Genomic DNA, 26,691 nt, shown 5'->3' with positions numbered 1-26,691 from the left:
CCTTACTCCCAATATCCCCCACTCGTACCCCAGCCCGGACCAGCAGTTCCGGGGCATTCCGGGCCAGCGAAGACCACTCAATGGTCGCCAACGCATCCGCCAGCGCGCATCGCGCATTCCCTGCCCGGAGTTCGGCAGACCCGTCCGAGACGTTCTGGGCCTCCCTGTACGGCCGCGCCACCCTGACCCGCGCGGGACATCTGCCGACGGGGGACACCGGGCAACGGCTGGACCGGCTGGCCGTGCCGCTACCCGCCCCGCACGGTCCCGCGAGTGCCATACCACACAACTCGACCGCAAACCTAGTTAGACATTGACAATATTGGACGCTACACGCAAACTGGACGGAGCCTAAATGGCTTTTGTCCGCTTCTGTGCGGTTACATCGAGTTACAGGAGCGAACCCATGGCATTCCCGTCCGAGAACCGGCGCATCACCCTCGCCGAGCACACCGCCGACCAGGTCATACGCGCCGGTCGGCCGTTCCAGGTGGTCTCCCCCCACACTCCGTCCGGAGACCAGCCGCAGGCGATCGCCGGGCTCGAGAAGCACGTCCGTGCCGGGGAGAGCGACGTGGTCCTGCTGGGTGCCACGGGCACCGGCAAGTCCGCGACGACCGCCTGGCTGATCGAGAAGCTCCAGCGCCCCACCCTCGTACTCGCCCCGAACAAGACCCTCGCCGGCCAGCTCGCCAACGAGCTGCGCGAGCTGTTCCCGCACAACGCGGTCGAGTACTTCGTCTCCTTCTACGACCACTACCGCCCCGAGTCGTACGCCCCGAGCACGGACACCTACTTCGCGAAGGAGTCGGTCTCCAACAAGGAGGTCGACCGACTGCGGCACTCGGCGACCTGGTCGCTGCTCAGCCGCCGTGACGTGATCGTCGTGGCGTCCGTGTCGTGCATCTACGGCCTCGGCACGCCCCAGTCCTACCTCGACCGCTCGTTCCAGTTGTCGGTGGGCGACACCGTAGACCGGGAGGAGCTGCTCGCGGCGCTGGTCGACATCCAGTACACCCGCACCGACGGCGAGCCGGCCGCGGGCCGGTTCCGCGTGCGCGGCGACACCATCGACATCCACCCCGCGTACGAGAACACGATGCTCAGGGTGGAGATGTTCGGCGACACGGTCGAACGGCTGACCGTCGCCGACCCGGAGACCGGCGAGGTGCGCGAGGTCATCGACCGCACCCGCGTCTTCCCCGCCACCCACTACTTCGCGGGCCCCGAGCGGATGCGCACGGCGGCCGACTCCATCAAGGCCGAGCTGGCGGAGCGCGTCGCGGAGCTGAGCCGGGCCGGCAAGCTGCTCGAGGCCGACCGTCTGCAGACGCGGACGGAGTACGACATCGAGCTGATCCGGCACACCCAGGTCGCCTCCGGGATGGAGAACTACTCCCGGCACCTGGACGGCCGCGCCCCCGGCGCACCGCCGTCCACGCTGCTGGACTACTTCCCCGAGGACCTGCTCGTCGTGATCGACGAGTCGCACGTCACGGTCCCGCAGCTCTCCGGTATGAGCCACGGCGACGCCGCGCGCAAGAACACCCTGGTCGAGCACGGCTTCCGGCTGCCATCCGCGCTGGACAACCGTCCTCTGACGTGGTCGGAGTTCGCCGCGCGCTGCCCGCAGCGGGTCTACCTGTCCGCGACGCCGGGCCGGTTCGAGCTGACCGCCGCGCGGGGCGCGGTCGTCGAGCAGATCATCCGGCCGACCGGGCTGCTCGATCCGGAGGTGACGGTCAAGCCGACCGCCGGCCAGATGGACGACCTGCTCGCGGAGATCCGCTTGCGGTCCGCCCGGGGCGAGCGGACCTTGGTGACGACGCTGACCAAGCGGATGTCGGAGGAGCTGACCGACTACCTCGACGCAGAAGGAGTCCGCGTCCGCTACCTGCACTCCGGCGTGACCACCCTGCGCCGCGTCGAACTCCTGGCCGACCTGCGCCGGGGCGAGTACGACGTGCTCGTCGGCATCAACCTCCTGCGCGAGGGACTCGACCTGCCGGAGGTATCGCTGGTCGCGATCCTCGACGCCGACCAGGACGGGATCTTCCGCAACGACACGGCACTGATCCAGATGATCGGCCGCGCGGCGCGCAACGTCAGCGGCGAGGTGCACATGTACGCGAACCGGCTGACCCCCTCGATGGCCCGCGCCATCGACGAGACCAACCGCCGCCGCGCCCTCCAGGCGGCCCACAACGAGACCCACGGCATAAGCCCGACCGCCCTCCGCAAGAAGATCCGGCACACGGTCTCCGCCCAGTACCCCGAGTCCCAGCAGCCGACGACCGGCACGTCGTACAACCGGAGGATGGCGGCGTGAACACACGGGGGGTGCGCACCCGCCTCGCCGTGAGATGAGTGCGCCCCCAGAACTGCACACCAGGCCACAAAGTGCCTGGCCAAAGCCTCTTTGTGGCCCACAGGGGCTCATGAGCAACGTGCCGCAGACCGGGAGGTCGGGCGCGTCCTGGCCTGGCGCCCGCGATCCCTTGGCATGATGGCCGCCCGGGTTCCCGAGGACAGAACGGAGCCGGTGTCGTGCCCTTCGCGGAGTCGACCGGTGGCGGTGCGTCCGGGGCCCCTGGAGCTGCCCCGCCGGCCGCGGAGCGGTCCGTGGCGCCGCTGCTGGCCGTGTGCACGGGATACTTCATGGTCATCCTGGACGTCACGGTCATCAACGTCGCCGTGCCCGTGGTGGGCCGGGAACTGCCGGCGTCGCTCACCGGCATCCAGTGGATCACGGACGGGTACACCCTGGTCTTCGCCGGATTCCTGATGACCGGCGGCGCGCTGGGCGACCGCCTGGGCAACCGGCGCGTCTTCCGGGCGGGCGTCGCGGTGTTCACGGTGGCCTCGGCCGCCTGCGCGTTCGCGCCGAATGCCGCCTTCCTCGTCGTGGCCCGGCTGGTGGAAGGGCTCGGTGCGGCGCTGATCGTCCCCGGCTCGCTCGCCCTGCTCCAGGAGGCGTACCCGCTGCCCGCCGCACGTTCGCGGGCTTTCGGGCTGTGGGGGTCGATGGCGGGTGTCGCGGCCTCCGCCGGGCCGCTGCTGGGCGGACTGCTCGTGTCCACCGTGGGCTGGCGCTGGGTCTTCCTGATCAATCTGCCCGTCGGCGCGGCCTGCCTGTTTCTGACGTGGCGGCACGTGGCGCCCTCACCGCGTCACGCCGGCCGGTCCCTGGACTGGCCGGCGCAGTGTGCCGTCGTGGCGGCGGTGGCCCTGCTGACCGGCGCGCTGAACGAGGCCGGCCGACGCGGCTGGTCCGACCCCCTCGTGCTCGCCGGGCTGGGCCTGGTCGTGCCCGCCGTCGCGGCGTTCGTGTGGCGCGAGCGGGTCGCCCGTTCGCCCGGCCTTCCGCCGCGCCTGCTCGGCTCCCGCACGATGGTCGGCGGGGCCGTCGTCGGCCTGCTGTTCAACTTCGGCTTCTACGGCATGGTGTTCACCGCCAGCCTGGACTTCCAGCACCAGCGCGGCTTCGGCGCCCTCAGGACCGGACTGGCGCTGTTCCCGGCCGTGGCGATGACGATGTTCGCCTCCATCTTGTCCGGACGGCTCGCCCGTCGCACCGGTCACCGTCCACTGGTGGTCTCCGGCATGCTCCTCGGCGCGCTGGGGCTGGCCGGCTGGGCCGCGGCGGGTACCGATCCGGCCTACGCCCTGCTGGTGGCCCCGATGATGGCCGTCGGGTTCGGTACGTCCTTCGCGCTCACCGGCTCGACCGCCACGGTGATGGGTGCCGCGCCCCAGGAGTACGCGGGGGCCGCCTCCGCACTGTTCAACACCGCCCGCCAGATCGGCAGCGCGACCGGCGTGGCCCTCGGCGGCAGCCTGCTGGCCACCGGCGCCGACTACGGCACCGGACTTCGCACCAGCATGGCTGCCGGAGCCCTCGCCTATCTGACCGCGGCGGCCATCGCTTGGGCATGCGTCCCGGGCGGGGCGAAGGCACCGCCCGAACGTCCCACCTCCCCCGCTGACCGCACGTCCCGCTGATCGAACGTCCCGCCTCCCGCCCCTACTGACCGGGCAACCACCGCCCTCCCCGGTTCCGCGTCCAGCGGCGGCATGAGAGTCACGATCAGGGTTGCTGCTGAATCCGCGGCTCCCCCGGTGAGGTCGGCAGCGACGCGGGTGCTGGGCCGAGAGCTGAGCGGGGCAGGCCGCGCCCGGTACAGCAGCAGGGCCCGGACCACGGGTCGTGGTCCGGGCCCTGCCTCATGCGGTGCCGTCCTGCGGTGGCGGCGCCTCAGCTCTGTGCGGCGTCGTCGCCCGTCTGCCCGGCGCCCTCGGCTGTGCCTGCCTTCTCGCGCATCTTGCGCACCAGCTCCGCCTTCTGGTCGGCGGCACCCTGGCGGTCGAGGTTGCGGTGCGGACCGTTGTTCTGCCGTTCGGCGCGCGACAGCCTCTTGCGCTGGCCGCCGCCCATGCCCACGGGGTTGTTGATGTTCTTGCTCACGGATTCTCCCGGAGTGTTGTGAACTGATCTACGGATTGATCGGTGGGGGACGGGCACGGCGACGTCGAAGGACGTCAGCGGGGGCCCGTCACGCTCTCACTCGTAAATCGGCGTCTGGAAGAACATGAGAAAGACGTTACCTGGTCCCGTCGGCTCCGCATACCAAGTTTTCGCCGTCCTGACGTCGGCCGGGTCCTCGGTGAGCGCCCAGGGGCAGCCGTTTCTTCCATAGCCAGCGGGGGGCTCCGCAGCGCCGTTCCTTTCACGTCCTTGCCACGCTGAGGCGGAGCGGAGAGCGTGGCCCGGCTCGAGTTACGGGCTCACGAATACGGCTGCTTGTCCTGTGCTTCCGTAGGCCCGTCGGCGACTTGCTCAATGAGTCGTCGCCGGTCTTCGGCCCGGAGGCGTAGGCATCCATTCCTGCGGCGGCCACGGAATGGAGGGGATCTGTCTCGAGATCGCCGTGCAGGCGCAGCAGGACATGGTCGTCACCGACCAGGCCGTCGGTATACGGGGTGCGCGACAGCAGGCGGTCGAAATCATCAGCTCGATGTAGATGCGGGTATCGGTCACCTGCTACCCGCCATCCCGCGATCCGATGGACTGGGGACCCTCGACCGTGACGGACGTTCGGGCAATCACGTCGCCCACCTGCTTCACACTCGGCATGCCCGGTACCCGAGCAGGTGACGATTCATCACATCACCTTCACGTCAGGCATTATGATCCCCCGCGCCATGCCTTAGGGGGGACCATGAACAACCGCACCACCGTCGCCGCCATCCTCGCGGCCACCGCGCTCTCGCTCACCGGCTGCTCCGGCACCGACACCGGTCACGGCCCCGGAGACGCCAAGCACACCGTCACGCCGAAAGTTGCCCCCAGCCCGGGTTGGAGCGCCGCGGAGAAGGCCGCCGGCATCCCGCCGAAGCCCACCGGCGCCAAGCGTGCTCAGCTCCTCCGGGCCTTGGCCGCCGCCAACCCGGACGTCGTGAAGTACGAGGACAAGGCCGTCGACGCTGCCCGCAACCAGTGCGCAGCGATCAACGGTGGCGCACACAAGCTGGAGTGGATCGCATCGCAGCGCTTCAGCTACAAGGACGTCACCACGAACGAGGCACAGGGCAAGCAGATCAACGAAGCCCTGAAGGGCCTCGACTTCTGCAAGGTGTGATCCAGATGGCCTGAGAGCCCGGTCGCCCCCTGCGGCCGGGCTCTCACCCGGTCGGAGCGATGGCGACCGTACCAACCTGCCGTGCAAGAGAGCGGTTCGTGACTCTTTGAGTTGTTCTGTGGTCGATTGATGGTGTGAGCGAGAACGGAATCCACTGGTCTGCCGCCCATGGCGCTCGATACGGACCCACAAACGACGCTCGCCGTCAGGCTCGGCGGGCGTACGACGTGAGGCGGTCGGCGAGGGCGGTGACGAGGTCGCGTAGTTCGTCGGGGCGTTCGATGACGAACGGCCGGTCGAGTGAGGCGAGTACCGGGGGCAACCAGTCGAGCCGCTCCGCCCTTAGCTCGACGCGCAGCCAGCGTTCGGCCGCACGGTCCTCGTCGGCCGCGGACTCGTACTCCTCCAGGCACGCGACGCTGGCCGGAAGGTGCGCGCGGATCTGCTCAACCGTCCCGTGGATCCGCAAGGTGACCTGATGCCGGTACTCGGCTGTGGCGAACCCTGACAACACGCGCTGTGCCGGGCCGGGCCCCGACGGCGCTTCGAACGAGCCGGGCAAGGCCCTCGTGGCCGCGATGCGATCGAGCCGGAAGGTTCGGTCCTCGCCGACCTGGGCGTCCTGGCCCGTCACGTACCACCGGCCCCCGTGGGCGACGATCCCGTACGCGTGCAGGGTGCGTTCGCTGCGCCGTCCGTCACGGTCGGTGTAGCGGACCGAGACCGGCCGGCGGTGGCGCACCGCATCGGCGATCGTGAGCAGGACCCCGGCGTCCGGGGTGTCGGACTCGCCGGGCTGATCGGTGAAGGCGAGAGCTTCCAGGAGTGCGTCGAGCCGACGGGCGATGTGCTTGGGCAGCACCCGCCGGATCTTCGCCGACGCCGTCTCGTTCGCCGTGCGTTCCGTCGTCGTCAACCCTGCCCTGCGGCCGGCGACCAGGCCGAGCAGCACGGCCAGCGCCTCGTCGTCGCTGAGCATGAGCGGAGGCAGGCGGTAACCGGGAGCCAGCCGGTACCCGCCGTAGCGGCCGCGCACCGACTCCACGGGTACGTCCAGGTCGATCAGATGGTCCACATACCGCCGCACGGTGCGACCTTCGACGCCGAGCCGGTCGGCGAGCTCGGCCACGGTGCGGGTGCCGCCCGACTGGAGCAGCTCCAGGAGTGTCAGCACGCGGCCGGTGGGTCGAGGCATTTTCGCAGCCTAACGCGAATACAGGACCGATTCTGTCCGCTATTCCTCCTAGCCTGCGACGTGCCCGCCTCCAGCACGACCAAGGAGAATCCCATGGAGTTCGTCTCGATCCGCATCATCACCGGCGACGTCGCGCGCCTCGTCGAGTTCTACGAGCGAGCCACGGGGGCGCGGGCGACGTGGGCCACCGAGGACTTCGCCGAGCTCAAGACCGCGGGCGCCACCCTCGCGATCGCCGGAACCCGCACCGTCCCGCTGTTCGCCCCGGGCTCCGCCCGTCCGGCGGACAACCACAGCGTGATCACCGAGTTCCTCGTCGACGACGTGGACCGCGTCCACCAGAACCTGACCGGCTTCGTCACCGACTTCGTCAACGGGCCCACCACGATGCCTTGGGGCAACCGGTCGCTGCTGTTCCGTGACCCCGACGGCAACCTCGTCAACTTCTTCACCCCCGTCACCCCGGCGGCTGTCGAAAAGTTCGCACACTGACGCACGCACAGCCGCTCACGCGGGGCCCTGAGATCCCAGGGCTCCCCGTGAACGCGGCCGCCGAGTCCCCGAAGCGCCACCGGCAGAAGACATCCGAACGCACCGTTGACGTGACCAGGTCGGACCATGGACTGATCTAAAACGGCGTCGACACCCCAGCGCTTTGACCGCAGCGATCAGGCAGCCGATCCCGCGGCTTCCTCGATGAGGTCCGCGACCGGGCCCGGCTGCGAGGCCAGGGAGGCGTGGCTGGCGTCCAGTTCGATGATCTTGCGGGGGTTCATGCGCTCGGCCATGCGGCGTTCGTTGTCGGGGTGGATCATGCGGTCGCTGGTGGAGATCTGGTACCAGCTCGGCTTCGCGCGCCATGCCGGGGCGGTGACGTTGTCGCCGAACGTGGATGCCAGCGGCGCCTTCTGAGTGACGGCCATGACCAGCGCTTCCTCCGCCGACAGGTCCTGGGCGAAGCTCTCGTGGAACTTGTCCTGCTTGACCCAGAGGTAGCCGTCCGAGTCCGGAGCGAGGTTCTCGAACGCCGCCGGGGGCTTCTCCTGGCTGATCTGGCCGGGGCTCTCGCCGGCGTCCGGAGCGAACGCGGCGATGTAGACCAGACCGGTGACGTTGGGCAGGTCTCCCGCCTCGGTGATGACCGCGCCCCCGTAGGAGTGCCCGACCAGGACCACGGGCCCGTCGATCTGCTCGACCATCTTGCGGGTGCGTTCGGCGTCGTCCGCGAGTGAGGTCAGTGGAATCTCCACCGCGTGAATCGAGTCGAATCCGCGACGGTGCAGCTCGGTGATCACCTTGCCCCAATGCGCGGCATCGCCCCAGAAGCCGTGGACCAGAACAATCGCGGGCTTCTCAGTCATGAGATCTACCTTTCACAGGCCGCGGAGATTCTGCCTCGTCAAGAGGATCACATTCCCGCACATTGCGCCCGCTCATAGCCTGCGCTCCTGTTGCGGGGTCAGTGCTTGCCCTTGCCGCCGTGCTTCTCGTGCTTGCCCCGCTTGTCGGGTGCCGGCCCGGTGTCGTCGGCCGGCGTCTGTGCCTCCTGCGCGGGGGGCTGGGGCGAGGAGTCGGCGGGTGCCACTGCGGAGGGGGAGGAGGAAGCCGGTGTGGACGGATCGGCCTGCGGCTTCTTCGCCGAGTCGGAGTCCGGGGAGAACCAGCCCATGCCGATGAGGAGCGCCCCGGCGAACAGGGCGACGGTGCCCAGCGCGGCCACGAGTCTGGAGCGGCGCAGGCGTGACGCGCGAGGGCGGCGGGGCACCGATCGGTGCACGCTCGTCGTCCATTCGGTGTCTGCCGCGGGAGGCAGGGCGCCCCCGATGGGAGCGGTGCGCGAGGACATCGCGGGTCCGGGGAGTGTCGCCCTGTGGGCGGGTCGCTCGTCGTGGCGAGCGTGTTCGAGCGGGAGGGGTGCCGGGGCTCCGCGCCAGTGGCCTTGTGCGAACCAGTGCGCCGCCTCCTCGGCCGTGGGCCGGTCCTGGGGCTCCTTGGCCAGCAGGCTGAGCAGGTAGTTCTCGAAGGCGGGCGAGAGACTGGCGCCGAGCTGTCCGGGCGGTACGGGTGCGGCGTCGAGGTGCTGGTGCAGCACCGCCAGCGCGGAGTCCGCCTGGAACGGCGGTCTGCCGGTGAGGAGTTGGTAGAGCACGCAGCCCAGGGAGTATACGTCGGAGGCCGCGCCGGCCGGGCGGCCCAGGGCGCGTTCGGGCGCGAGGTAGAGGCTGGTGCCGACGATCTGGCCGGCGGCGGTGAGGGCGTTGCCGGGGTCGTCCAGGAAGCGGGCGATGCCGAAGTCGCCTATCTTCAGGGTGCCGTCGGAGTCCAGCAGGAGGTTGGCGGGCTTGATGTCCCGGTGCACGATGCCCTGCCGGTGGGCGGCGGCGAGCCCGCCCGCGGCCTCGGCGGCGACCCGGGCGACCCGCTCGGCGGGGAAGGCTCCCTGAGTGGTGAGCGCTCCGGCGAGACTGTCGCCCTCGATGAGGTCCATCACCAGGAACAGGCGGTTGTCGTACTCGCCGAAGTCACGGACACCGACCACGTACGGGTGGTTGAGACGTCCGGCGGTCTGCGCCTCCAGCCGGAAGCGGGAGACCGCGGTGGGGTCGGCCTGCTGGGTGAGCATCAGCTTCACGGCGACCGGTCTGCCCAGTGTCTCGTCGAAGGCGCGCCAGACCTCGCCCATCGCTCCCCGTCCGATGACGTCCCGCAGTTGGTATCGGCCCGCTATCAGCACCGTGTCTCTTCCTCATGCCCGAAGACGCCTTGATCGCCGCAGGACATGACTCACCGCGAGAACACGGGAAGTGGGGTAGGCCGCTGCAACTGCCTTAGCGTACCTGCCCCGTGGGGGTCGTCCTCGGCACCGGCGTCCACCGCCCGCAGCGCGGGTCCACCCGCCGGTGACCACAGGAATCAGGTGAGTTCGCCTGCGAGCAGGTCCATCAGCAGTCCGTCGCGCCAGAGGCCGGTGCGGTGGTCGAGTTCGTAGGCCCGCATGACTCCCACAGGTCTGAACCCGACCTTGCCGTAACAGCGGATCGCCGCGGTGTTGGCCGCGGCGGGGTCGATGGTCAGCCGGTGGTGGCCGCGTTCGGTCACCAGCCAGCGGGCCAGTGTGCGCACCGCGTCGGTGCCGAGTCCCTGGCCGTGATGGCGTGCCGTCAGGAAGATGTCGATGCCGGCGTGGCGGTAGTCGGGGTCGGTCTTCTCGTCGGACTGGACGGCGCCGATGACGGCTTCGCCGAGTACGACGGCGAGCATGCCCTCGTAAGTGTCCGGAGGGGGCCACCAGACGGCGACCTCCGGTTCCCGCACGATCCTGTCGAGGACCTCGGTGTCGTCCCCGGTCACCGGCCTCAGCACAACCCTGTCTCCGTGCACTTCAGCACCTCCCCTTTCCGGAAGCCTGGCACATCCGGCTCATCCGGCACCCCCGGTCTCACGGCGTCCGGTCATGTGGTGGCGGTCCCGTCAGGAGGTGGCGTTCGGCGGATTCGTAGCGCGTGCGTTCCCGGTCGGCGGATTTCCTCCCGGAGAGCAGGGTGGTGAGCCAGCCGGCGAGGAAGCCCGCGGGGATGGAGGCGAGGGCGGGTGTGTTGTACGGGAACCAGTCGAAGTCGGCCTCGGGGAAGGCGGACAGGGGGGTTCCGGAGACGAGGGTGGTGCCCGGGGTGAGGGCCAGGACGGTGAGGGAGCCGACGATGAGCGTGGCGAGCAGGCCCTTCCGGGTGTAGCGGCGCCAGAAGAGGGTGTAGAGGAGCGCGGGCGCGATGGCCGAGGCGCCGAGTGTGAAGGAGAGGGTCGCCAGGGGCTGGAGGCTGCGGTGCTGGGCGAGGGCCGCCACCAGGATGACGGGGATGCCCACCAGCAGGGCGCACGAGCGGGCGAGGGTGAGTTCGCGCGCCGGTGACAGCGGGGTGGGGCGGGAGGCCGTCAGGTCGTGGGCGAGGGCGTTGGCGCAGGCGAGCGTCATGCTCGCCACGGAGGCGAGCAGGGTGAGGAAGACGGCGGTGGTGACGGTGGCGAAGAGCAGGCTCTCCGGCCGGGAGAGGCCGGTGCCGAACGCGGCGCGGGCGCCGAGCAGGTAGGCGGTGGTGCCGTGCGGGTCGGCTCCGGCGATGCGCGGGTGTCCGAGGAGGGCGGTGGCCCCGGTGCAGATCAGCACGAGCATCAGGATGAACAGGGTGACCGAGGAGACGGCCCAGGACATGGCCCGGCGCACCTGCCGCGGTGTTCCGGCGGTGTACATGCGCATGGTGACGTGCGGCAGGCAGGCGGCGCCCAGCACGATGGCGCACTGGGTGCTCGCCATGTCGAGAGCGGGGTGCGGGCTGCTGGAGTACTGCAGGCCCCAGCGCAGGTAGGCGGGGCCGGCTCCGCTCTGGCGTGCCGCCGTCCTGAACAGGGCCTCGGTGCTCCAGCCGAAGCTGTGCAGGATCAGTCCGCTGACGATGAGACCGGAGGCGAGGAGCATCACGGTCTTGAAGACCTGGACGAGCGCGGTGCCGCGCATACCGCCCAGCGCCGCGTAGCTGATCATGAGTATCCCGGCTCCGACCACGCAGCCGTTCTTCATGGCGGGTTCCGTGAACCCCATGACGTAAGCGAGGAGTTCACCCACCCCGGCGAGCTGGACGACCATCATCGGGACGAGCGCGAGAAGGGTGACGGCGCAGGCGACGATGCGGACGCTGCGTGCGGGATGGCGGTGGCCGAGGACGTCACCCATGGTGTAGCGGCCGGTGTTGTGGAGCGGCTCGGCGAGCAGGAACATCAGCAGGAGCAGGGACAGCACGGCGCTGAGGGCGAGGACCACTCCGTCGTAGCCGCACAGCGCGATGATACCGCCGATGGTGAGCACGGTGGCGGCGGATATGTAGTCCCCGGCGATGGCGAGTCCGTTGCGCAGGGGCGAGAGGGATCTGTAGCCGGTGTAGAACTCGGCCAGGTCGTCCGTGTCCGGGCCGGTGAGGACGCAGAGCAGCAGGGTCAGTGCGACGACGGAGCAGAAGGCGGCCAGGGACCAGGACTGCGCGGGACCGCTGAACTCCGTCACCGGCCTCCTTCCCGGTTCACGGGCACCGGGTACGACTGGCGGGCGCGGCGGGCCAGTGGGTCGACGAGCCGGTACGCGGTGGCTTCGTAGAGCAGGACGGCCAGCCAGGTGACGGGGATCTGCGCGAGGGCCATGAGGAGACCGGTGGGCAGGCCCCCCGGCCCCGGACGGGTCATGAGCCAGGGGGCCTTGACCGTGAGGGTGAGGAACGCGGCGAAGTAGCCCAGCGCGGTGAGGGCCGCCACGCGCCGCTGCCAGCGGTAGGCGCGGCGCAGCATGCGCAGGGTGCGGTGCGGGCCTGAGCGCCGGTCCGGCGGATCCGGCCGGGACGATCCGTGTCCCGTCGACCAACTGGGTGCTCGATGGGCTGTGCCGGCGTGGCCGGGGTTGCCGAACGGCGGTCGGTCAGGGGGAAACTCGGAGCTGTCGTGGGACATTTCGAGGTCTCCTGGCGGGGACTGGGCCCGGAAACAGACGGACCGCGTGCGCGGGTGGCGGCTCAGGGTTCGCGTGGCGCGCTGTTCGTCGCGGATCGAGGTGGCCGTACTGGGCGCGAATGTCGATGCGGATCGCGGTCGTGTGCCAATCACACCCCATACAGGTCGAGTTCATGGCGTGCGCGAATATGTCGGCTGACAGGGACAGCTACCCATGACTCCATGACTCCATGTCGACATGTCCCCTGACGGTGGCCGTTCTTCACCACGACAGGGATCAGCGCCCCCCGGCCGGCCGAGGGGCGCTGATCGCGGTGCGGTCCCGCTGGTTCGGTCAGTTGACGCTCACGGAGAACTTCGTGACCGCCAGGCCCGCGCCGTTCTGCCAGGGCTCGAATCCGGCCTGCACGCTGGTGAGGTACCAGTCAGGGGTGGCGAGCCCCAGCGACACCGCACCGTTGATGAAGTCCTTCACGTCGAAACTCAGGCCCGCAAGCGCCGAGGGGGCCACGTAGGACACCACGTCGTTCTGTCCGTTGCCGCCCCGCCAGACGTCCCAGGTGTGCCCGGCGATGGAGGTGGTCCCGGTCTTGGAGCCGATCGGCTGGACCGGGCCGTTCCGGTTCAGCCAGATCATGATCTCGGTCCGGTTGACGCCGTCCTTCCTCGGCGTCGGGTCCAGCCAGATGTCGTACGCGGCGTCGTACACCGCGCCACCGACGTACTGATAGGCGATGGTGCTGGGCACGCGGCCGATGGTCCTGATCTGCTTGGGGAGGTTCGTGCCCGGCGAGCAGTTGGTGTAGTGGCAGCCGGCGAAGATCGAGGGGTACGACTTCGGGGCTCCGTTCGTGGGCACGGAGCCGTCGGCACGCGTGAGCTTGAAGCCGTCGCCGATCTGGTTCACGCACTGCGGGGCGCTGGTGCCCCAGGCGTTGTTCTGCACGACGTAGCCGCCCGGCGTGGTGACCGAGCCGTACTTGTCGCAGACCTGTGCGTCCGCCTGGGCCGGGCCCGTGGTGGCGGTGAGGGCGGTGAGCGTACCGGCGGCCAGTACGAGCACGGCCGCGAGCCGGCGCAGGGGGCGGGACGTGCGGGACGTCGCGTTCACAGGAGTTCCTTCCGTCCGAAGGTGGGGGGGGGTGACAGACGACCTCTCCTCGACCACCGTGTCTACGGCTCGGTACCCCAGACGAGCGTGCCGGCCACGTAGACGGTCACCTTGGGGGCGTCGGCGTACGAGGTGCCGCTGCCTCGGCTGTGGTCGTCGGCCTCGTCGAAGCTGGACCAGTCGGACTTGGCCAGGCGGAGTTGGAGGTCACCGGTACTCGCGCCCGCGGCCAGCGAGCCGGAGGTGAAGGTGACGTCGAGCGTGTGGTCGGCGCCGGTGCGGGCCGCCGGGAGTGCCGTGACGGCCGTCCTCACGGCGGAGCAGCCGATCTGGGCGTAGTCGCACCACGTCTGGTAACCGGCGGAGGCGGACTCGCCGGTGAACCAGTACCGCACGGTCACCTTGGACAGGTCGACGGCGCCGGAGCCGGCGTTGACGAGCTGGACGCCGGGCCTGATCTGGTTGTCGGTGAGCGAGGCGGCGGTGGTCTTGTACTGCGCCTTCAGGCCGGTCGCCCCGCCTCCCCCGCCGGCCGTCCTCGTGGTCGCGGAGACCGCGGCCGAGGCCGCCGAGACGTTGCCGGCCGCGTCCTTGGCCTTCACGGTGTACGTGTAGGTGGTGGCGGCGGACAGGCCCGTGTCGGTGTACGAGGTGCCGGTGACGCTTCCGGTCCTGGTGCCGCCCCGGTAGACGTCGTACCCGGTGACGCCGGTGTCGTCGGTCGCCGCGCGCCAGGTGAGGGAGACGCTGTCGGCCGCCGTCCCCGAGACCGCGAGTCCCGTGGGGGCGGTCGGCGCCTGGGTGTCGCCACCTCCGCCGCCCGAACCGCCCACCGGCGGGTAGGCGTTGGCGAGCAACTGCCGGAATCCCGCCGAGAACCAGTGCCCGGCCAGCGGCGAGTCGGGCAGCGCCCCGGTCGGGTTGTTGCCGTTGCGCCCGTTCCCGGCGTACGTGGGGTCGCACATCCGGTCGAAGCCCTTGCCCTCGTCGTTGTCCAGGGGCTTGCTGGCGCCGTCGGACTCCCCCGGCGGCTTGGCCCACACATACGCGTCGATGCCGGTGTCGGGTGCGGTCGCCGGGCGTTCACCGAGTCCGGCGCCGCTCTGGTTGCACCAGTTCCCGGCGTGGATGCGGCGGTCGATCCGGCCGCCGTCGACATACGCGTCCACGCTGGTCGTGGGCCCGGGGGCGGTCGGCCGGGCGGAACCGCCCCAGCCGTTGCGGGAGGTGTCGATCAGCATCCCGATGCCGCTGTCGAAGCCCTGGGCGACGAGGGCGGACCGCAGCCCCTGGGCGTACGTCGTCTCGTCGTCGTACTGGTTCCAGTCGATCCACTTCGACTGGCGCACGGTGGTGCCGTTGACGGTGTCGGTGATCTTGACGTTGGGTTCGCGGGTGGCCGAGTAGTTGGCCGTGTTGACGATGAACCCCGTCACGTCGCTCACGGTGGCGCCGCCGGTCGTCGCGGCCTTCTTGAACTCCTGCGCGGAGGGGACCAGGTTGCTGTCCCAGCCGAGCCAGCCGTGGTGTCCGGCGTCGACGTAGTTGTAGGCGTTGGGCAGCGCGCCGAGCTTGTGCAGGGCGTAGCCGACGCCCTTCTCGTAGTTGCCGTTCGCCTTCATGGTGGCGCACTGGGGGGTGGACCCCGCCGTGCCGCCGGCGTTGGTGACGAGGTTCGGCAGCGAGTCGGGCTCGATGAGGTTGACGACGCGCAGGCTCGCGTAGGCCGGGTCGGCGAGGACGGCCGCGATCGGGTCGATGTACTCGGTCTGGTAGCGGCTCAGTTCGTCAGCGCCCAGCTCGCCGTTGGAGGCGAGGGCCGCGCAGTCCCGGCCCGGCAGGTCGTAGATGACGAGCTGGACGAGGTTGGCGCCCTGCGCCTTCGCCGCGTCGAGGTGGGCCTTGAGGCCGCGCGCCTGCGAGGTGCCGTTGATCGCGGCGATGCGGTCGAGCCATACGAAGGTCGGCTGGCCGGACACCGCCGAGCCACCCGGTTCCGCCGCGGCCTTGGCCGACCAGTCGGGGTTCACGTAGGGCTTGGCTCCCACGTAGGGGTTGTCCAGCTTGGCGGCGGCCGACGCCGTCTGTGGCAGGGCGGTCAGGGGCAGCGCGCCGAGGAGGGCACCGGCGGCCAGTAAGGCCGTCCGTCTCGGGCAGCGGCGGATCGTGGCGGCGTCGCGTCTACGGGAGGACATGGGGGTCTCCTGAAGGTGACGGTGAACGGGTGCGGGCGTACGGCGTCGCGCAGGGCATCGGGCTTGCGGCCCTGTGGGCGCGGGTGACTCGGACGATGTCGCACGGGGTGCCCGGCAGCGAGACGCCGAGGACAGGGCACCTGCCTTGGGAGCGCTCCCACGGTGCGCCTCCACGACGAAGCTGTCAACACCTGAGGCTCCGATGGGGTTCGGAACCCCCGGACGGGCGAGGTCGGGCCACCTTCGTCGAGGCTTTCTCGCCAACTTGCCTTGTCCATAGTGGAGTTGGATGTGTGGAGAGTTGACGGCCGCACGCTCCGTGGCTTCCATGGACGCAGTTCGGCTCCGACGAGTCGCGGCCACGGGGAGCGGGACACTCCCCGGCCGGCCTCAGGGAGCCGTCGAGCCGGACACAGGACCCTTCACCACGACCAGAGGTGCCGTACGGTCGCCGCCCGGCGGGGTGGTTCACACCCGTGACCAGCCCACAGCGGGACGGTGAGCCGGCCGCCCGCCACCCGCTTCCCGCTTTGACGACCCCGAACCTGGATCTATAAGGTCCAGGTATGCGGTTGAGCCGAGGAGTCGAGTGGGCCGTGCACACGCTGCTGAACCTGGCGTGGGCGGGCGGTGACGAGCCGGTGGCTGTGGCCACCCTCGCCGCGGGGCACGACCTGCCGCGCGCCTACCTCAACAAGCAGCTCCAGCTCCTGGTCAAGGCCGGTCTGCTGGAGTCGGTATCCGGTGCCCGTGGCGGCTTCAGGCCGGCACGGGACCTCGCGTCGATCACGCTCCTCGACGTGGTCGACGCCATCGAGGGCCGCGAGCCGGTCTTCCGGTGCGCCGAGATCCGGCGGTGCGGAACCGTCGGGGAGTGCACCGTGAGCGACTTCGCCACGGCGTGCGCGGTCAAGGCGTCGATGGACCAGGCGGAGCGGGCCTGGCGCGACGCCCTGGCCGCGCAGACGCTGGCGGACGTACGCCTCCGGGCGGACGCGCACGCACCCGCGATGGGTACGGCGGTGCGCCGGGCGTTCCGGCTGGACTGAACAGGATTCGATCAGGGCGAGGCTCCTGCCGCGCCCTTTTTTTGGAAGGTGAATCTGGATGAAAAATATCCTGGTTATCGGTGGCGGTTTCGCCGGCGTGTGGAGCGCCCTCGGCGCGGTCCGCACCGCGCGGGAGAACGGCACCGATCCCGCCGACATTCAGGTGACCCTCGTGAGCAGCGGCGACGATCTCGTGATCCGTCCCCGCCTGTACGAGGCCGCCCCCGAGAGCATGCGGGTGTCGCTGGACCGGGTGCTCGGTCCGGTGGGTGTCCGGCGCGTGGCCGCCACGGTCACCTCCATCGACACCGACGGCCGGACCGTGACCGCCATCGGGCGCGACGCACGCGAGATCGTCCTGCCGTACGACCGCCTGGTGCTGGCCGCGGGCAGCCAGGTCGTGCGCCCCGAGCTGCGCGGCGCCGAGCATCTCTTCGACATCGACACGATGGGTGCCGCCGCGCGCCTCGACCACCACCTGAGGCGGGTCGCCGAACAGGGCGCTTTCGACGGGCAGTTCACCGTCGTGGTCCTCGGGGCCGGCTTCACCGGCCTGGAGATCGCGACCGAACTGACCGAGCGGCTGCGGGAACTGGCCCCCGCGGAGCGGCGCGACGAGGTACGTGTCGTACTGGTGGAGCGCGCGGATGTCGTGGGGCCGGAGCTCGGTGAGGGACCGCGGCCGCACATCGTCGGTGTGCTGGCCGACCTCGGCGTGGAGCTGCGCCTCGCCGTGACCCTCGAAGAGGCCGGGGAGCGGTCGGTCATCCTGTCCGACGGAGAGGTCGTCCCCACCGCCGCCACGGTCTGGACGGCCGGGATGCGGGCCAGCGACCTCACCGCCCTCGTGCCCGGCGAGCGGGACCGCGTCGGCCGGCTGCTGGTCGACGACCACCTGCGCGTCCAGGGCGTCCCCGGTGTCTACGCGGCGGGAGACACCGCCGCCGCCCGCGCCGAGGGCGAACACATGGTGACGCAGAGCTGCCAGCACGCCGTGCCGCTGGGCAAGTTCGCCGGCCGTAACGTGGCCGCCGATCTGCTGGGACTCGAACTCGTCCCCTTCGCCCCCGACCCGTACGTCACCTGCCTCGACCTCGGTCCCGCCGGAGCGGTGCTGACCTCGGGCTGGGACCGTGCGGTGCAGATGACCGGGCAGGAGGCGAAGGAGCTGAAGCAGCGGATCAACAGCGACTGGATCTACCCGCCGGTGGACGACGCCGACAAGATCCTCAGGGCCGCCGACCACCGCACCACGTGGCCCACTGAGGAGGCCACCGGCTGACCCACACGCCGCCCCGGCCGCCCGGTCCCTCATGGGCCGGGCGACCGGGACCGGGCTCCAGGTCGCGGTGTGTCCCGCTGGAGCGGGGGCCTCCTGTGCGACTCACCGAGAACGCCCTGCCCCCGGTGACCGGACCGAGGCAGGGACGATGACAGCACGCCCACTCCCCCGCGCGTTCAGTCCGGCCCCCGGCCTACCGTGGTCCCGTGCGCACAGTGGAGCTACTGCCCGACGAAGCGACCGAGGCACGGGTGCGGCGGGTCTGGGAGCGGCTCGCGGAGGCGGGGATGCCCAGCCTGGCCGGCCACCGGCACCCCACGAACCGGCCCCACCTCACCCTGACGACGGCGTCCGAGCTGCCGTGGGACGCGCGGCCCGGGCTGACCTCGGCCCTCGCGGTGCTCCCCCTGCCGCTACGACTGGAGCACACGCTCCGCTTCGACGGGCGTACGGCGGTACTGGCCTGGCGGGTCGTGCGCGACGCCGGCCTGGCAGCCCTCCAGCGGCAGGTACGGGATCTGCTGCCCGATGCCGGAAACCCCCTGTTCGAGCCGGACCACTGGGTACCCCACCTCACCCTCGGCCGAACCCGCTCCAAGACCGACCCCTGGCCCCCGGAACTCCTGCCCACCGAGCTGTCCGAACCCTGGGAAGGCACCTTCACCGGCGCCCGGAGCTACGACACGGAGGAGCGGACGGTGGAGCAGCTCGCTCCGTAAGCCAGACGCTCTCCACCGAGCCCGTTCAGCGCTGCCTCAGGGCGAGGAAAGCCTCACTCGATGGCCGACCGCTTCGATTCCGAGTTCAGCCGCGCGGCGGGCGGGTCGCGGTTTCCAGGTAGAAGGCGTCGATGCTCTGGACGGCCCGCTCGAACTCCGCGAGGTTGACGGGCTTGGTGACGTAGGCGTTGGCGTGGCTGTGGTAGGCGCCGGTGACGTCGTCCGGGGCGGAGGAGGTGGTGAGGACGACCACGGGGATGGTCTGGAGTTTCTCGTCCGCCTTGAGGATCTGCAGCAGCTCGCGGCCGTTCATGCGGGGCATGTTGAGGTCGAGCACGATGAGGTCGGGACGCACGCTGTCCGGGGCGCGCAGGTACTCCAGCGCGGCGACTCCGTCGGTGACCTGGACCAGGTTGCGGGCGCCTCGCTCGGAGAGGGCTTCCTCGATGAGGAGGGCGTCGGCGACGTCGTCTTCGACGAGCAGCACGTCGAAGGGGCGAGTGGGGGTGGTCATCATCGGATGCTCCGTGGGTGCTTCATTGGAGTGGGTGAAGAGTCCCGGCCAGCGGCGCCGGGCGCCCTGGCGCGTCATGTCACTGGCCTCGCCGATCTGGGGGTAACCGGCGCCCGCGTGGGCCGCGTCCACCGCCGCCGCACGCTGGAGACGTTCGGCGGCGCGCTGGAGATGTGTCAGCACGTGCAGCCGGGTCAGAGCGTGCGAGGGGTCATCCGGTGACAGGGAGCGAGAGATGCCTTCCGTCACCTGATGGGCGATGCGCCGCGCGAGTTCGTCGACCGCAGCGTCCGCGAGCGCGGCCATGTCCTGCGGGGTGGTTGGCACAACGAAGTTCTTGCCAGGCATGACCAGCAGAGTAAGCCCTGAACATCACCCGCGACAACAACCGTTGTCGTCGTCCTCTAAGGTGTGGCTGCGCCGCTGTGAGCGCACCGTCACTGCGGAGGAGACAGACCATGGCCGTCGATGAGAGACCGCCGCATGTGCCGTCCGAGTGGACGACCCGGCGCTGGCTTCGTCTCGGCGTCACCGTCGCGATGTCCGTCCTGGTGCTGCTGGGGGCGACCGGGGCCTGGGTCCTGGACCGGAGTGCGTCGATCAGCAACAACCTCGTGGACGTGAAGTCCCCCGCGTTGACGACCTCGATCCGGCTCGAATCGGCGTTGCTCAACCAGGAGACGGGGATCCGCGGTTACGGGCTCACCGGTTCCACGGACTTCCTCGAGCCGTACCGGCGGGGGCTGAGCCAGCAGAAGACCTACACGGAGAGCCTGACGAAGCTCCTCGACGGCAACGCCGCACGCCTGCGTGATCTCGAGGCGGTCGAGGACCGTATCGAGAGGTGGCAGGCGCGGATCGCGCGGCCGATCGCGTCCTCGGCGCCCGGCAAGTCCTCGCCGCTCGCCGCCAAGAACGCGGCCGAGGGCAAGGTGGACTTCGACGCCATGCGGACGGCCATGACCGCCCAGCAGGACCGGCTGCGCGCCGAACGCGTGTCGGCCAGGGCGGAGCTGGCCTCCACGATGCGAATGCGGAACTGGATCTTCACCGCCATCGCGGCCGTCATCGTGGCCCTCGCGGTGATCGTCTCCGAGGCGTTGCGCCGGGGTATCACAGAGCCCCTGGAGCGGATCGGGGCGGACGCGCGGACCATCGCGGAAGGCGAATTCGGCCATCCGATCACCCCGACCGGCCCCGCCGACCTGCGACAGCTCGGCGGCGAGATCGAGTCCATGCGCCGACGGCTGGTGCGGGAACTGGAGTTCACCGAGGAGGCCCGTCTGCGGCTGGACGCGCAGTCCGCCGACCTCAAGCGGTCCAACGCGGAGCTGGAGCAGTTCGCGTACGTGGCCTCGCACGACCTGCAGGAACCCCTGCGGAAGGTGTCCAGCTTCACCCAGTTGCTCCAACGGCGGTACGGCGGGCAGCTCGACGGCCGGGCGGATCAGTACATCGACTTCGCGGTCGACGGCGCGAACCGCATGCAGACCCTCATCAACGACCTGCTCGACTTCTCCCGCGTGGGCCGCGTCCATCACGCCCACCAGAGCGTCGACCTCAACACGGTGATGAAGCGGACCCTCACCGCGATCAGCGTCAGCATCGAGGAGTCGGGGGCGGTGATCACGCGGGACGAACTGCCGACGCTGTTCGCCGACTCCACGCAGATGGGCATGCTGTGGCAGAACCTGATCGGCAACGCCATCAAGTTCCGCCGCCCCGGCGAGACGCCCGCTGTCCACATCTCCGCGGAGCAGGATGGTGACTTCTGGCGGTTCGCCGTCACCGACAACGGCATCGGCATCGCGGCCGAGTACGCCGAGCAGGTGTTCGTGATCTTCCAGCGGCTGCACACCAAGGACCGGTACCAGGGAAGCGGCATCGGTCTCGCGATGTGCAAGAAGATCGTCGAGTTCCACGGTGGAACCATCTTCGTCGACCTCGAACACACCGGCGGCGCCCGCATCGTGTTCACCCTGGCGAACAGGCCACCGGAGCCGGGCAAGTCCCAGGACGTGGATTCCGGCGCGGTGGCGCAGTACGAGCTGTAGCGACGCGTGCCAGTCATGGGCGGGGCGCCGACGACCTGGCCCAGGGAGAGGTCAAGCCCGCGCGCGGGCCGGGACCTCCCGGGCGAGGGTGAAGCCCTGGGCCGTGGTGTGGCCGCGTGCGGGATCGATGAACTGCGGGATGAGCGCGACGTACGGGATGGCGGCCTTCGGGTTGGGCAGGTCGGTGATCGGCCCCGTCTGCGGCAGTTTCCGGTGCGAGTCGCGCTGGGGACTGCGCGGCTCGAACAACCCGCGTCTTCCCTGCCTGAGCGTCTGCCAGGCCAGGTACGCGAGGTAGGCCGCGCCGACAGCTTTGAGACCGACCCGGCGTGAGCGCCATTCCCGCGAGGTCGCGCACCATGTCGAGCAGAGGAAGGTCAGCCAGGCGCACACTGCGGAGGACGGCCCAACTTGCCTACCCTGTAAGCCTGGTGACACCGCCCTGATCAGTCGTGGGCCGTCATGCGATGGAGCATGCCGCTGGCGGTCACCGAAAGCCAGTCGCGGGGTGTCAGGCCGTCTTCACCGCGCCACGCGCTGCGGGCCACGCCTGCCAGCAGGGCACAGATCCAGCAGCCCGGCACGGGGACGAAGGCGTTGGCGGGTGGAGTGGTCCAGGACGGCTCGTGATCCATGCGGCTGCCGTTCTGCGGCGCTCGGGGCGCGCGGGCGGGCACCCTGTCTTCCTTCACGCGGGGAATCCGTATCCGTAGCGAGCGCGGATTGGTCGGGACCCTCTGCCGGGTGAGGAGTGGTCCGGGGAGAGACTTCACCGGTGCGCGAGGGCCGCGAAGCAGCGGCGTCCGCTCATCCACTGGTCGGTGACGCGCAGGCCGAGGTCCTCGGCGGCTCCGTGGAGCGCGCGGAGTCCGAGTCGCGCCCAGGGGAACATGGGGCCGTTGTGTCCGTGGATGTCTTCGAACCGGGCGGTGAAGAACTCTTCGACGTCCTGGCAGACGACCTCGATGACGAGACGCCCGGTCGGGGCGATGAGGGCGCCGCAGCGGCGCAGCAGGCCGCGCGGATCGCCGCCGATGCCGATGTTGCCGTCGATGAGCAGAACGGTCTGCCAGCCGGTCTCGGCCGGCAGCCGGTCGAAGACGGAGCGGCAGAGCGCGAGTCCGCCCAGGGCGGTGGTCAGGGCGACCGCGCGCGGGGCGATGTCGACCCCGAGGGCGAGGACTCCCCGGCCGAGGAGCTCTCGGCACAGCCGGCCCGGCCCGCAGCCGACGTCCAGAACGGGACCGACGCAGCGTTCCAGCACGGTCTTGTCGGCCATGGTGGGCCGGGCGTACCAGCGGTGCACCGGCATCCGGATCCTGCGCCCGTCCGCCGACCGCAGGTACACCGGGCCGCGCCCAGGTCTCAGAGCCAGCGCGTACGGATCCTCGTCGCCGCCGTGCAGCCGGTCCTCGTCGGTCGTCATGGGGTGGTGCCGTGGGCTGGGGCGGGCCCGGAGAGTGCGCTCAGCACGCTGGTCGGCGACGCTCCGGACGGGGCCGGACCCGATGGCCTCGCGCCACTTGCCATCGGGTATCTCCTCCGGTTCCCTGGGCCGCTTTCACGAGGGGACGGCTCTGTGCCACGACCCCTGTCTGCCGACAGGGCACCTCAAAGCTGTCACAGGCCGGGGCGGCTGTCCGGCCCGGAGCCGCGAACGGGTTCCGGGCCGCGGCCGAACGGCCCAATCGCCGCTCGGGGCGATCCCCCAGGTCCTCGCCCTCGGACCTCATGATGGACGGGTGCGACGCTTCAGCACACGACGCCAGATCTCCACCGGCCCAGGCCGCGCCACGCTGCCCGCGCAGGCCGGCTGGTTCGTCGTGATCGGCGTCGCCTCAACGGCGGGTCAGGCGCTGCTCTACTGGCTGCTGCGCCACGGCGCCTCTCCGCCGGTGGCCAATCTCGCCTCGCTCGCCGTCATCACCGTCCTCAACACCGAGGCGAACCGGCGGCTGACCTTCCGCGGTTCCCCGGTCGGCGTCCTCCGGGCACAACTGGCGGCGGGCGCCCTGTTCGTCCTGGCCTACCTGGTCACCACCGGCCTGGTCCTGCTCTTCCGCCACGTGAGGCCCCATGCCTCGCCCGCGGCGGAGACCTGTGTGCTGGTGGCAGGCTTCGCCCTGGTGACCGTCCTGCGCTTCACCGTGCTCCGGCTGGTCGTCTTCGGGCGCGGCTCCTGAGCCCAGAGGTCGCCGCGGCCCGATCACTCACTCTTCGCCGCCCTGCGCGCTCGCGCCTGGGCCCGTCGCTGCTTGCGCTGCGGGCGCAGGCGTAGCCAGGTCCGCGTGAGCAGGACGGTGGCCGAGGCGAGGTACAGGGCGGCGGCGATCAGCAGCCAGCGGGTGAGGAATCCGTCGGCGGAGAGGCTGGTGTCGGCGGTGTATCGGCCTCCTTGGCGGAAGATCAGCGGCCACCACACCAGCAGCAGGACGGCGGCGACGAACGTCGGCACGCGGAGGTAGTTGACGCTCGGGCGGTCGGGGGTCTCGCCCGCGTCCCGGCCGCCGTGGAACAGGCGCTGGGCGGCTCGGTCGGTGACGGAGTAGAGGGGCAGCAGGATCAGGTCGTGGACCATCGCGGCCCCGACGAACCAGATGATCACCCCCAGCGTGTCCCCCGCCAGCAGCCTGATCCCGGCGTAGACGGCGAGGGCGAACGAGGCGAGGACGAGCAGGAGGTGCAGCGGTGACGCCCCGTAACGGTGGCGGAAGGCCGCCGCCGTACCGCGCCCGGCCTTCATGAGGGCTCTCCGAAGACGAGCTGGGTGACCCACTTGGTGTTGTGCACGCCCGGGGCCGCCGGGAGGATCACGCGGGCCGGGTAGCCGTGGTCGTGGGACAGCTCCGCGCCGTTGACCCGCAGCGCGAGCAGCGACCGCCGGTCGCGCACCTGGTTGGCGGCCAGCACCACCGAGGAGAAGGCTCCGCCGCGCTGGACGGATTCCACCAGGAGCGACGGGGGCCGGGTGCCGAGCCCGACGAGGCCGGCGAGGTCCGTGAGGCGGACGCCGCTCCACTGCTGGTCGGAGGTGGACCAGCCCTCCACGCAGGCGATCGGCAGCGCCGACTCGCTCTGGGGCATCGCCCGCAGCATGTCCAGGGTGAGGACCACCTGCCGTCCCCCGCCGCGCACCGTCAGCCGCCACGCCGGGCCGATGTCACTGGGCCGGATGCCGACCGAGGCCGCGGTCTTGTTGATCTGGAAGCCGTTGGGCCCCGGACCGGGGTCACGGCCATGCGGGGCGAGCAGTGCCGTCCTGCGCCACCAGCCGCCGATGCTCTGACCCGCCGTCACCGCCAGCAGGGCCAGCGAGCCCGCTCCGACCATGGCGACGGCGCCCCGCCGGGAGATCGTCGGCGGTGCCGGGTCCGGCGACACGAGCCCCGCCGCCTCGTCCGAACCGGGCGCCGGCTGGAAGTCCCGGCCGGCCCGCACCGCGCGCACCGCGCGGGACAGGCGGAAGGCGACGTGGAGGACGAAGGCGGCGATGAACACCCAGGCCCCGTAGAAGTGCAGGGGGTAGAAGGAGCCGGGGAAGACGTAGTCCAACTGGATGTTCAGGATCCCGGTGGCGAAGGTGAACCCGGCACCGCCCACCAGCAGGAGCAGCGAGAGACGCTCCAGGGCCTGACCGGCCGAGCGGACCGGCGGCCACGCGAAGAACTTCGGGATGACCGACCACAGCTTCGCCAGCAGCACCGGCACCAGCACCACGCCGAGGACGGTGTGCGTACCCTGCGTCAGCCGGTAGAGCCAGTACGGCGACGTCGGCCAGGTGAACAGGTAGAAACCCAGCCAGCCCTTGTCCGGCGTCGGGTCGTTGCGCGGGGCGAGGTCGGGGTTGTACGACGCGTACGACAGCAGCCCGGTCACGAAGACCAGCGTGATTCCGACCAGGAGCACCAGCCCGAACACCCCGGTCAGCCAGGGACCCCGCAGCGGACTGCGCCAGAAGCCCGGACGGGCCGGCCCCGGCGGCGGCCCCGCGGACCGGACCCGGTCCGCGGCGGCGCGCAGCCGGTCGGCCGGCCGCACCCTGGACGGGGGCGGCGGAGAGTCGCCGTCGGGACGCTCCGGCCGACCGTCATTCGCCTCCACCCAGGACACCTCCCACACGCGAGGGCGGGCCGAACGGCGACGAGCGCCGATTCACCAGGCCACGGGCAGCTTCAGGGGGAACCGCCGGATCGTCTCGGTGTCCCAGCGCACCTCCTCGGGCGGCACGGCGAGCCGCAGTCCGGGGAAGCGCTCCAGGAGCCGCCCGATGGCCACTTCGAGTTCCGCCATGGCGAGGGGCACCGCGATGCAGCGGTGCCCGCCCCAGCCGAACGTCATGTGCGGACGGCTGGGCCGGTGGACGTCGATGACGTCCGGGTCCGGGTAGCGCTCCGGGTCACGGTTGGCGGCCAGGTACGACACGTGGACGAAGTCCCCGGCCCGGATCTGCGCGCCGGCCAGTTCCAGGTCCTCCAGGGCCAGCCGGGGGATTCCGACGCCGTTGCGGAACGGGATGTAGCGGAGCATCTCGTTCAGTACGTCGGTCAGGTCCTCGGGCCGGTTCCTGAGGTGGTCCGCCAGTTCGGGGCGGGTCAGGAGGAGGTAGACGATGTTGCTGATCTGGCAGGTCGCCGTGTCCTGGCCGCTGAGTGCCAGGGTCAGGGCGGTGACCGCCAGTTCCCGGTCGCTGAGGCAGTCCTCGCCGTCGCGGGCCTCGGCCATCAGGCTGATGAGGTCCTCGCCCGACGACTTCCGGCGCTGCTGGACGAGTTCGCCGAAGTAGGACGTGAGGTCGGCCTTCGCCGCCGCGGCGGCCTCCTTGGTGCCGGCGCCGACGTTCAGCAGTCGGCGCACGGAGTCCTGCATGCGGGACCAGTCCTCGCGGGGGACGCCGAGGAGGTCCATGACGGTGTGCTGGGGAAGCGTGTCGGCCAGGATCTCCACCAGGTCGGCCGGCGGCCCCTGCTCCTCCATCTCGTCCAGGAGGCTGTCCGCGAGCCGGACGATCCGGGGCCGCATCTCGTCGGCCCGCTGCTGGGTGAACGCCTGCGAGGCCAGTTGGCGGACACGACTGCTGTGCGGCGGGTCCATGACGTTGATCGACTCGGGCGAGACGATGGGCTCCGGCGTCAGCCGGGGGTAGTCGTGGGCGGTGATCCCGGCCCGGCTCAGCCGGGGGTCCGTGGTCACCCTCTTGACGGCGTCGAATCCGGTGACGAGCCAGGCGTCGGCGTCTCCGTAGGGAAGCTTGATCCGGGCAGGGGAGTCCCGTCGCATCAGGTCAGCGAGCGCGGGATCGAACTCGAGTGCGTCACTGAAGTCGAACGGACACTCGACGGCCCTTTTGTCGCTGGGCACCAGTCGTCTCCTCCGGGTTCGGAACGGGTACGGGATCGGTGGCGTCCACGGCGTGACGGACCCGCGGGCTGTACGCGGTGTC

At 70.6% G+C, this 26,691-nt stretch carries 24 protein-coding genes and 1 pseudogene; 9 read left to right on the top strand and 16 right to left on the bottom strand.

Annotated features, from left to right (window positions below):
* Positions 1–406 precede the first annotated feature (406 nt).
* Positions 407–2,329 (top strand): excinuclease ABC subunit UvrB, encoded by a 1,923-nt coding sequence (gene uvrB, locus HEK131_RS12380; protein WP_244334942.1) that lies wholly within the window; start codon positions 407–409, stop codon positions 2,327–2,329.
* A gap of 293 nt (positions 2,330–2,622) precedes the next feature.
* Entirely contained in the window at positions 2,623–4,002 is a 1,380-nt protein-coding gene (locus HEK131_RS12375; RefSeq protein ID WP_244334939.1) for an MFS transporter, read from the top strand.
* A gap of 253 nt (positions 4,003–4,255) precedes the next feature.
* Here HEK131_RS12375 and HEK131_RS12370 read toward each other — a convergent pair whose 3' ends face one another.
* Positions 4,256–4,465: a DUF6243 family protein gene (locus HEK131_RS12370; RefSeq protein ID WP_244334937.1), complete on the bottom strand. Its 210-nt coding sequence runs from the start codon at positions 4,463–4,465 to the stop codon at positions 4,256–4,258.
* A 754-nt stretch (positions 4,466–5,219) separates the two neighbouring features.
* On the opposite strand from HEK131_RS12370, the gene HEK131_RS12365 reads away from it, so the two are divergent.
* The gene (locus tag HEK131_RS12365) at positions 5,220–5,639 is read left to right on the top strand and encodes a hypothetical protein (RefSeq protein WP_244334935.1); all 420 of its coding nucleotides are present in this window, start codon (positions 5,220–5,222) and stop codon (positions 5,637–5,639) included.
* A 205-nt stretch (positions 5,640–5,844) separates the two neighbouring features.
* On the opposite strand, the gene HEK131_RS12360 is transcribed toward HEK131_RS12365, so the two are convergent.
* On the bottom strand, positions 5,845–6,834 hold the full coding sequence (locus HEK131_RS12360; RefSeq protein WP_244334932.1) for a helix-turn-helix transcriptional regulator: 990 nt from the start codon (positions 6,832–6,834) through the stop codon (positions 5,845–5,847).
* A 93-nt stretch (positions 6,835–6,927) separates the two neighbouring features.
* Here HEK131_RS12360 and HEK131_RS12355 point away from each other — a divergent pair, with 93 nt between their 5' ends.
* Positions 6,928–7,326 (top strand): VOC family protein, encoded by a 399-nt coding sequence (locus HEK131_RS12355; protein WP_244334929.1) that lies wholly within the window; start codon positions 6,928–6,930, stop codon positions 7,324–7,326.
* Positions 7,327–7,502: 176 nt separating this feature from the next.
* Here HEK131_RS12355 and HEK131_RS12350 read toward each other — a convergent pair whose 3' ends face one another.
* From HEK131_RS12350 to HEK131_RS12320, 7 genes and pseudogenes are all read right to left on the bottom strand, one after another.
* Positions 7,503–8,195, bottom strand: coding sequence for an alpha/beta hydrolase (locus HEK131_RS12350; RefSeq protein WP_217463960.1), 693 nt, complete (start codon positions 8,193–8,195; stop codon positions 7,503–7,505).
* Positions 8,196–8,293: 98 nt separating this feature from the next.
* Entirely contained in the window at positions 8,294–9,568 is a 1,275-nt protein-coding gene (locus HEK131_RS12345; protein WP_244334927.1) for a serine/threonine-protein kinase, read from the bottom strand.
* 179 nt (positions 9,569–9,747) lie between these two features.
* Positions 9,748–10,215, bottom strand: a complete 468-nt coding sequence (aac(6'), locus tag HEK131_RS12340; RefSeq protein ID WP_217463958.1) for an aminoglycoside 6'-N-acetyltransferase — start codon at positions 10,213–10,215, stop codon at positions 9,748–9,750.
* A 58-nt stretch (positions 10,216–10,273) separates the two neighbouring features.
* On the bottom strand, positions 10,274–11,890 hold the full coding sequence (locus HEK131_RS12335; RefSeq protein ID WP_244334924.1) for a cation acetate symporter: 1,617 nt from the start codon (positions 11,888–11,890) through the stop codon (positions 10,274–10,276).
* Entirely contained in the window at positions 11,887–12,327 is a 441-nt protein-coding gene (locus HEK131_RS12330) for a DUF485 domain-containing protein (RefSeq protein WP_244334922.1), read from the bottom strand. Before HEK131_RS12330 ends, HEK131_RS12335 begins: the two co-directional genes overlap by 4 nt.
* Before the next feature lie 337 nt (positions 12,328–12,664).
* Positions 12,665–13,438, bottom strand: a pseudogene (locus tag HEK131_RS12325) (GH12 family glycosyl hydrolase domain-containing protein); the annotation flags it as partial.
* Between the two features lie 62 nt (positions 13,439–13,500).
* A complete protein-coding gene (locus tag HEK131_RS12320) occupies positions 13,501–15,633 on the bottom strand; it encodes a glycoside hydrolase family 6 protein (RefSeq protein WP_244334917.1) in 2,133 nt (710 codons plus the stop codon).
* Between the two features lie 566 nt (positions 15,634–16,199).
* On the opposite strand from HEK131_RS12320, the gene HEK131_RS12315 reads away from it, so the two are divergent.
* The 3 genes from HEK131_RS12315 to HEK131_RS12305 all read left to right on the top strand — a co-directional run bounded on the left by HEK131_RS12315 (position 16,200) and on the right by HEK131_RS12305 (position 18,683).
* Positions 16,200–16,682 carry an RrF2 family transcriptional regulator gene (locus HEK131_RS12315; protein ID WP_244334915.1) on the top strand — a complete coding sequence of 161 codons (483 nt, stop codon included), beginning with the start codon at positions 16,200–16,202 and terminating at the stop codon, positions 16,680–16,682.
* Positions 16,683–16,740: 58 nt separating this feature from the next.
* Complete coding sequence (locus tag HEK131_RS12310) at positions 16,741–17,964, top strand: NAD(P)/FAD-dependent oxidoreductase (protein WP_244334913.1); 1,224 nt, start codon at positions 16,741–16,743, stop codon at positions 17,962–17,964.
* Positions 17,965–18,170: 206 nt separating this feature from the next.
* Positions 18,171–18,683 carry a 2'-5' RNA ligase family protein gene (locus tag HEK131_RS12305; protein ID WP_244334910.1) on the top strand — a complete coding sequence of 171 codons (513 nt, stop codon included), beginning with the start codon at positions 18,171–18,173 and terminating at the stop codon, positions 18,681–18,683.
* Positions 18,684–18,768: 85 nt separating this feature from the next.
* Here the strand turns inward: HEK131_RS12305 and HEK131_RS12300 are convergent, their stop codons facing one another.
* On the bottom strand, positions 18,769–19,545 hold the full coding sequence (locus tag HEK131_RS12300) for a response regulator (RefSeq protein ID WP_244334908.1): 777 nt from the start codon (positions 19,543–19,545) through the stop codon (positions 18,769–18,771).
* Positions 19,546–19,655: 110 nt separating this feature from the next.
* Between HEK131_RS12300 and HEK131_RS12295 the strand changes: the two genes are divergently transcribed.
* Positions 19,656–21,251: a sensor histidine kinase gene (locus tag HEK131_RS12295; protein WP_244334905.1), complete on the top strand. Its 1,596-nt coding sequence runs from the start codon at positions 19,656–19,658 to the stop codon at positions 21,249–21,251.
* A gap of 51 nt (positions 21,252–21,302) precedes the next feature.
* Here the strand turns inward: HEK131_RS12295 and HEK131_RS12290 are convergent, their stop codons facing one another.
* From HEK131_RS12290 to HEK131_RS12280, 3 genes are all read right to left on the bottom strand, one after another.
* Complete coding sequence (locus HEK131_RS12290; protein ID WP_244334902.1) at positions 21,303–21,644, bottom strand: LysE family translocator; 342 nt, start codon at positions 21,642–21,644, stop codon at positions 21,303–21,305.
* A 53-nt stretch (positions 21,645–21,697) separates the two neighbouring features.
* Positions 21,698–21,943, bottom strand: a complete 246-nt coding sequence (locus HEK131_RS12285) for a hypothetical protein (RefSeq protein ID WP_244334900.1) — start codon at positions 21,941–21,943, stop codon at positions 21,698–21,700.
* A gap of 77 nt (positions 21,944–22,020) precedes the next feature.
* Positions 22,021–22,677, bottom strand: a complete 657-nt coding sequence (locus HEK131_RS12280) for a class I SAM-dependent methyltransferase (protein ID WP_244334898.1) — start codon at positions 22,675–22,677, stop codon at positions 22,021–22,023.
* A gap of 316 nt (positions 22,678–22,993) precedes the next feature.
* Between HEK131_RS12280 and HEK131_RS12275 the strand changes: the two genes are divergently transcribed.
* Complete coding sequence (locus HEK131_RS12275; RefSeq protein ID WP_244334896.1) at positions 22,994–23,434, top strand: GtrA family protein; 441 nt, start codon at positions 22,994–22,996, stop codon at positions 23,432–23,434.
* 23 nt (positions 23,435–23,457) lie between these two features.
* On the opposite strand, the gene HEK131_RS12270 is transcribed toward HEK131_RS12275, so the two are convergent.
* From HEK131_RS12270 to HEK131_RS12260, 3 genes are all read right to left on the bottom strand, one after another.
* A complete protein-coding gene (locus HEK131_RS12270) occupies positions 23,458–23,994 on the bottom strand; it encodes a hypothetical protein (protein ID WP_244334894.1) in 537 nt (178 codons plus the stop codon).
* Complete coding sequence (locus HEK131_RS12265) at positions 23,991–25,289, bottom strand: molybdopterin-dependent oxidoreductase (protein ID WP_432215698.1); 1,299 nt, start codon at positions 25,287–25,289, stop codon at positions 23,991–23,993. The genes HEK131_RS12270 and HEK131_RS12265 overlap by 4 nt, the downstream gene beginning before the upstream one ends.
* A gap of 114 nt (positions 25,290–25,403) precedes the next feature.
* Entirely contained in the window at positions 25,404–26,612 is a 1,209-nt protein-coding gene (locus tag HEK131_RS12260) for a cytochrome P450 (protein ID WP_254641747.1), read from the bottom strand.
* Between the last annotated feature and the right edge of the window lie 79 nt (positions 26,613–26,691).

It is taken from the genome of Streptomyces seoulensis (assembly GCF_022846655.1).
Lineage (GTDB): Bacteria > Actinomycetota > Actinomycetes > Streptomycetales > Streptomycetaceae > Streptomyces.
This window is presented reverse-complemented; position numbering and strand designations above follow the sequence as displayed.

Coding starts and splice junctions, on each gene's coding strand:
- uvrB (WP_244334942.1), top strand. CDS start 407: ATGGCATTCCCGTCCGAGAACCGGCGCATCACCCTCGCCGAGCACACC.
- HEK131_RS12365 (WP_244334935.1), top strand. CDS start 5,220: ATGAACAACCGCACCACCGTCGCCGCCATCCTCGCGGCCACCGCGCTC.
- HEK131_RS12360 (WP_244334932.1), bottom strand. CDS start 6,834: ATGCCTCGACCCACCGGCCGCGTGCTGACACTCCTGGAGCTGCTCCAG.
- HEK131_RS12355 (WP_244334929.1), top strand. CDS start 6,928: ATGGAGTTCGTCTCGATCCGCATCATCACCGGCGACGTCGCGCGCCTC.
- HEK131_RS12350 (WP_217463960.1), bottom strand. CDS start 8,195: ATGACTGAGAAGCCCGCGATTGTTCTGGTCCACGGCTTCTGGGGCGAT.
- HEK131_RS12330 (WP_244334922.1), bottom strand. CDS start 12,327: ATGTCCCACGACAGCTCCGAGTTTCCCCCTGACCGACCGCCGTTCGGC.
- HEK131_RS12320 (WP_244334917.1), bottom strand. CDS start 15,633: ATGTCCTCCCGTAGACGCGACGCCGCCACGATCCGCCGCTGCCCGAGA.
- HEK131_RS12315 (WP_244334915.1), top strand. CDS start 16,200: ATGCGGTTGAGCCGAGGAGTCGAGTGGGCCGTGCACACGCTGCTGAAC.
- HEK131_RS12310 (WP_244334913.1), top strand. CDS start 16,741: ATGAAAAATATCCTGGTTATCGGTGGCGGTTTCGCCGGCGTGTGGAGC.
- HEK131_RS12300 (WP_244334908.1), bottom strand. CDS start 19,545: ATGCCTGGCAAGAACTTCGTTGTGCCAACCACCCCGCAGGACATGGCC.
- HEK131_RS12295 (WP_244334905.1), top strand. CDS start 19,656: ATGGCCGTCGATGAGAGACCGCCGCATGTGCCGTCCGAGTGGACGACC.
- HEK131_RS12280 (WP_244334898.1), bottom strand. CDS start 22,677: ATGACGACCGACGAGGACCGGCTGCACGGCGGCGACGAGGATCCGTAC.
- HEK131_RS12270 (WP_244334894.1), bottom strand. CDS start 23,994: ATGAAGGCCGGGCGCGGTACGGCGGCGGCCTTCCGCCACCGTTACGGG.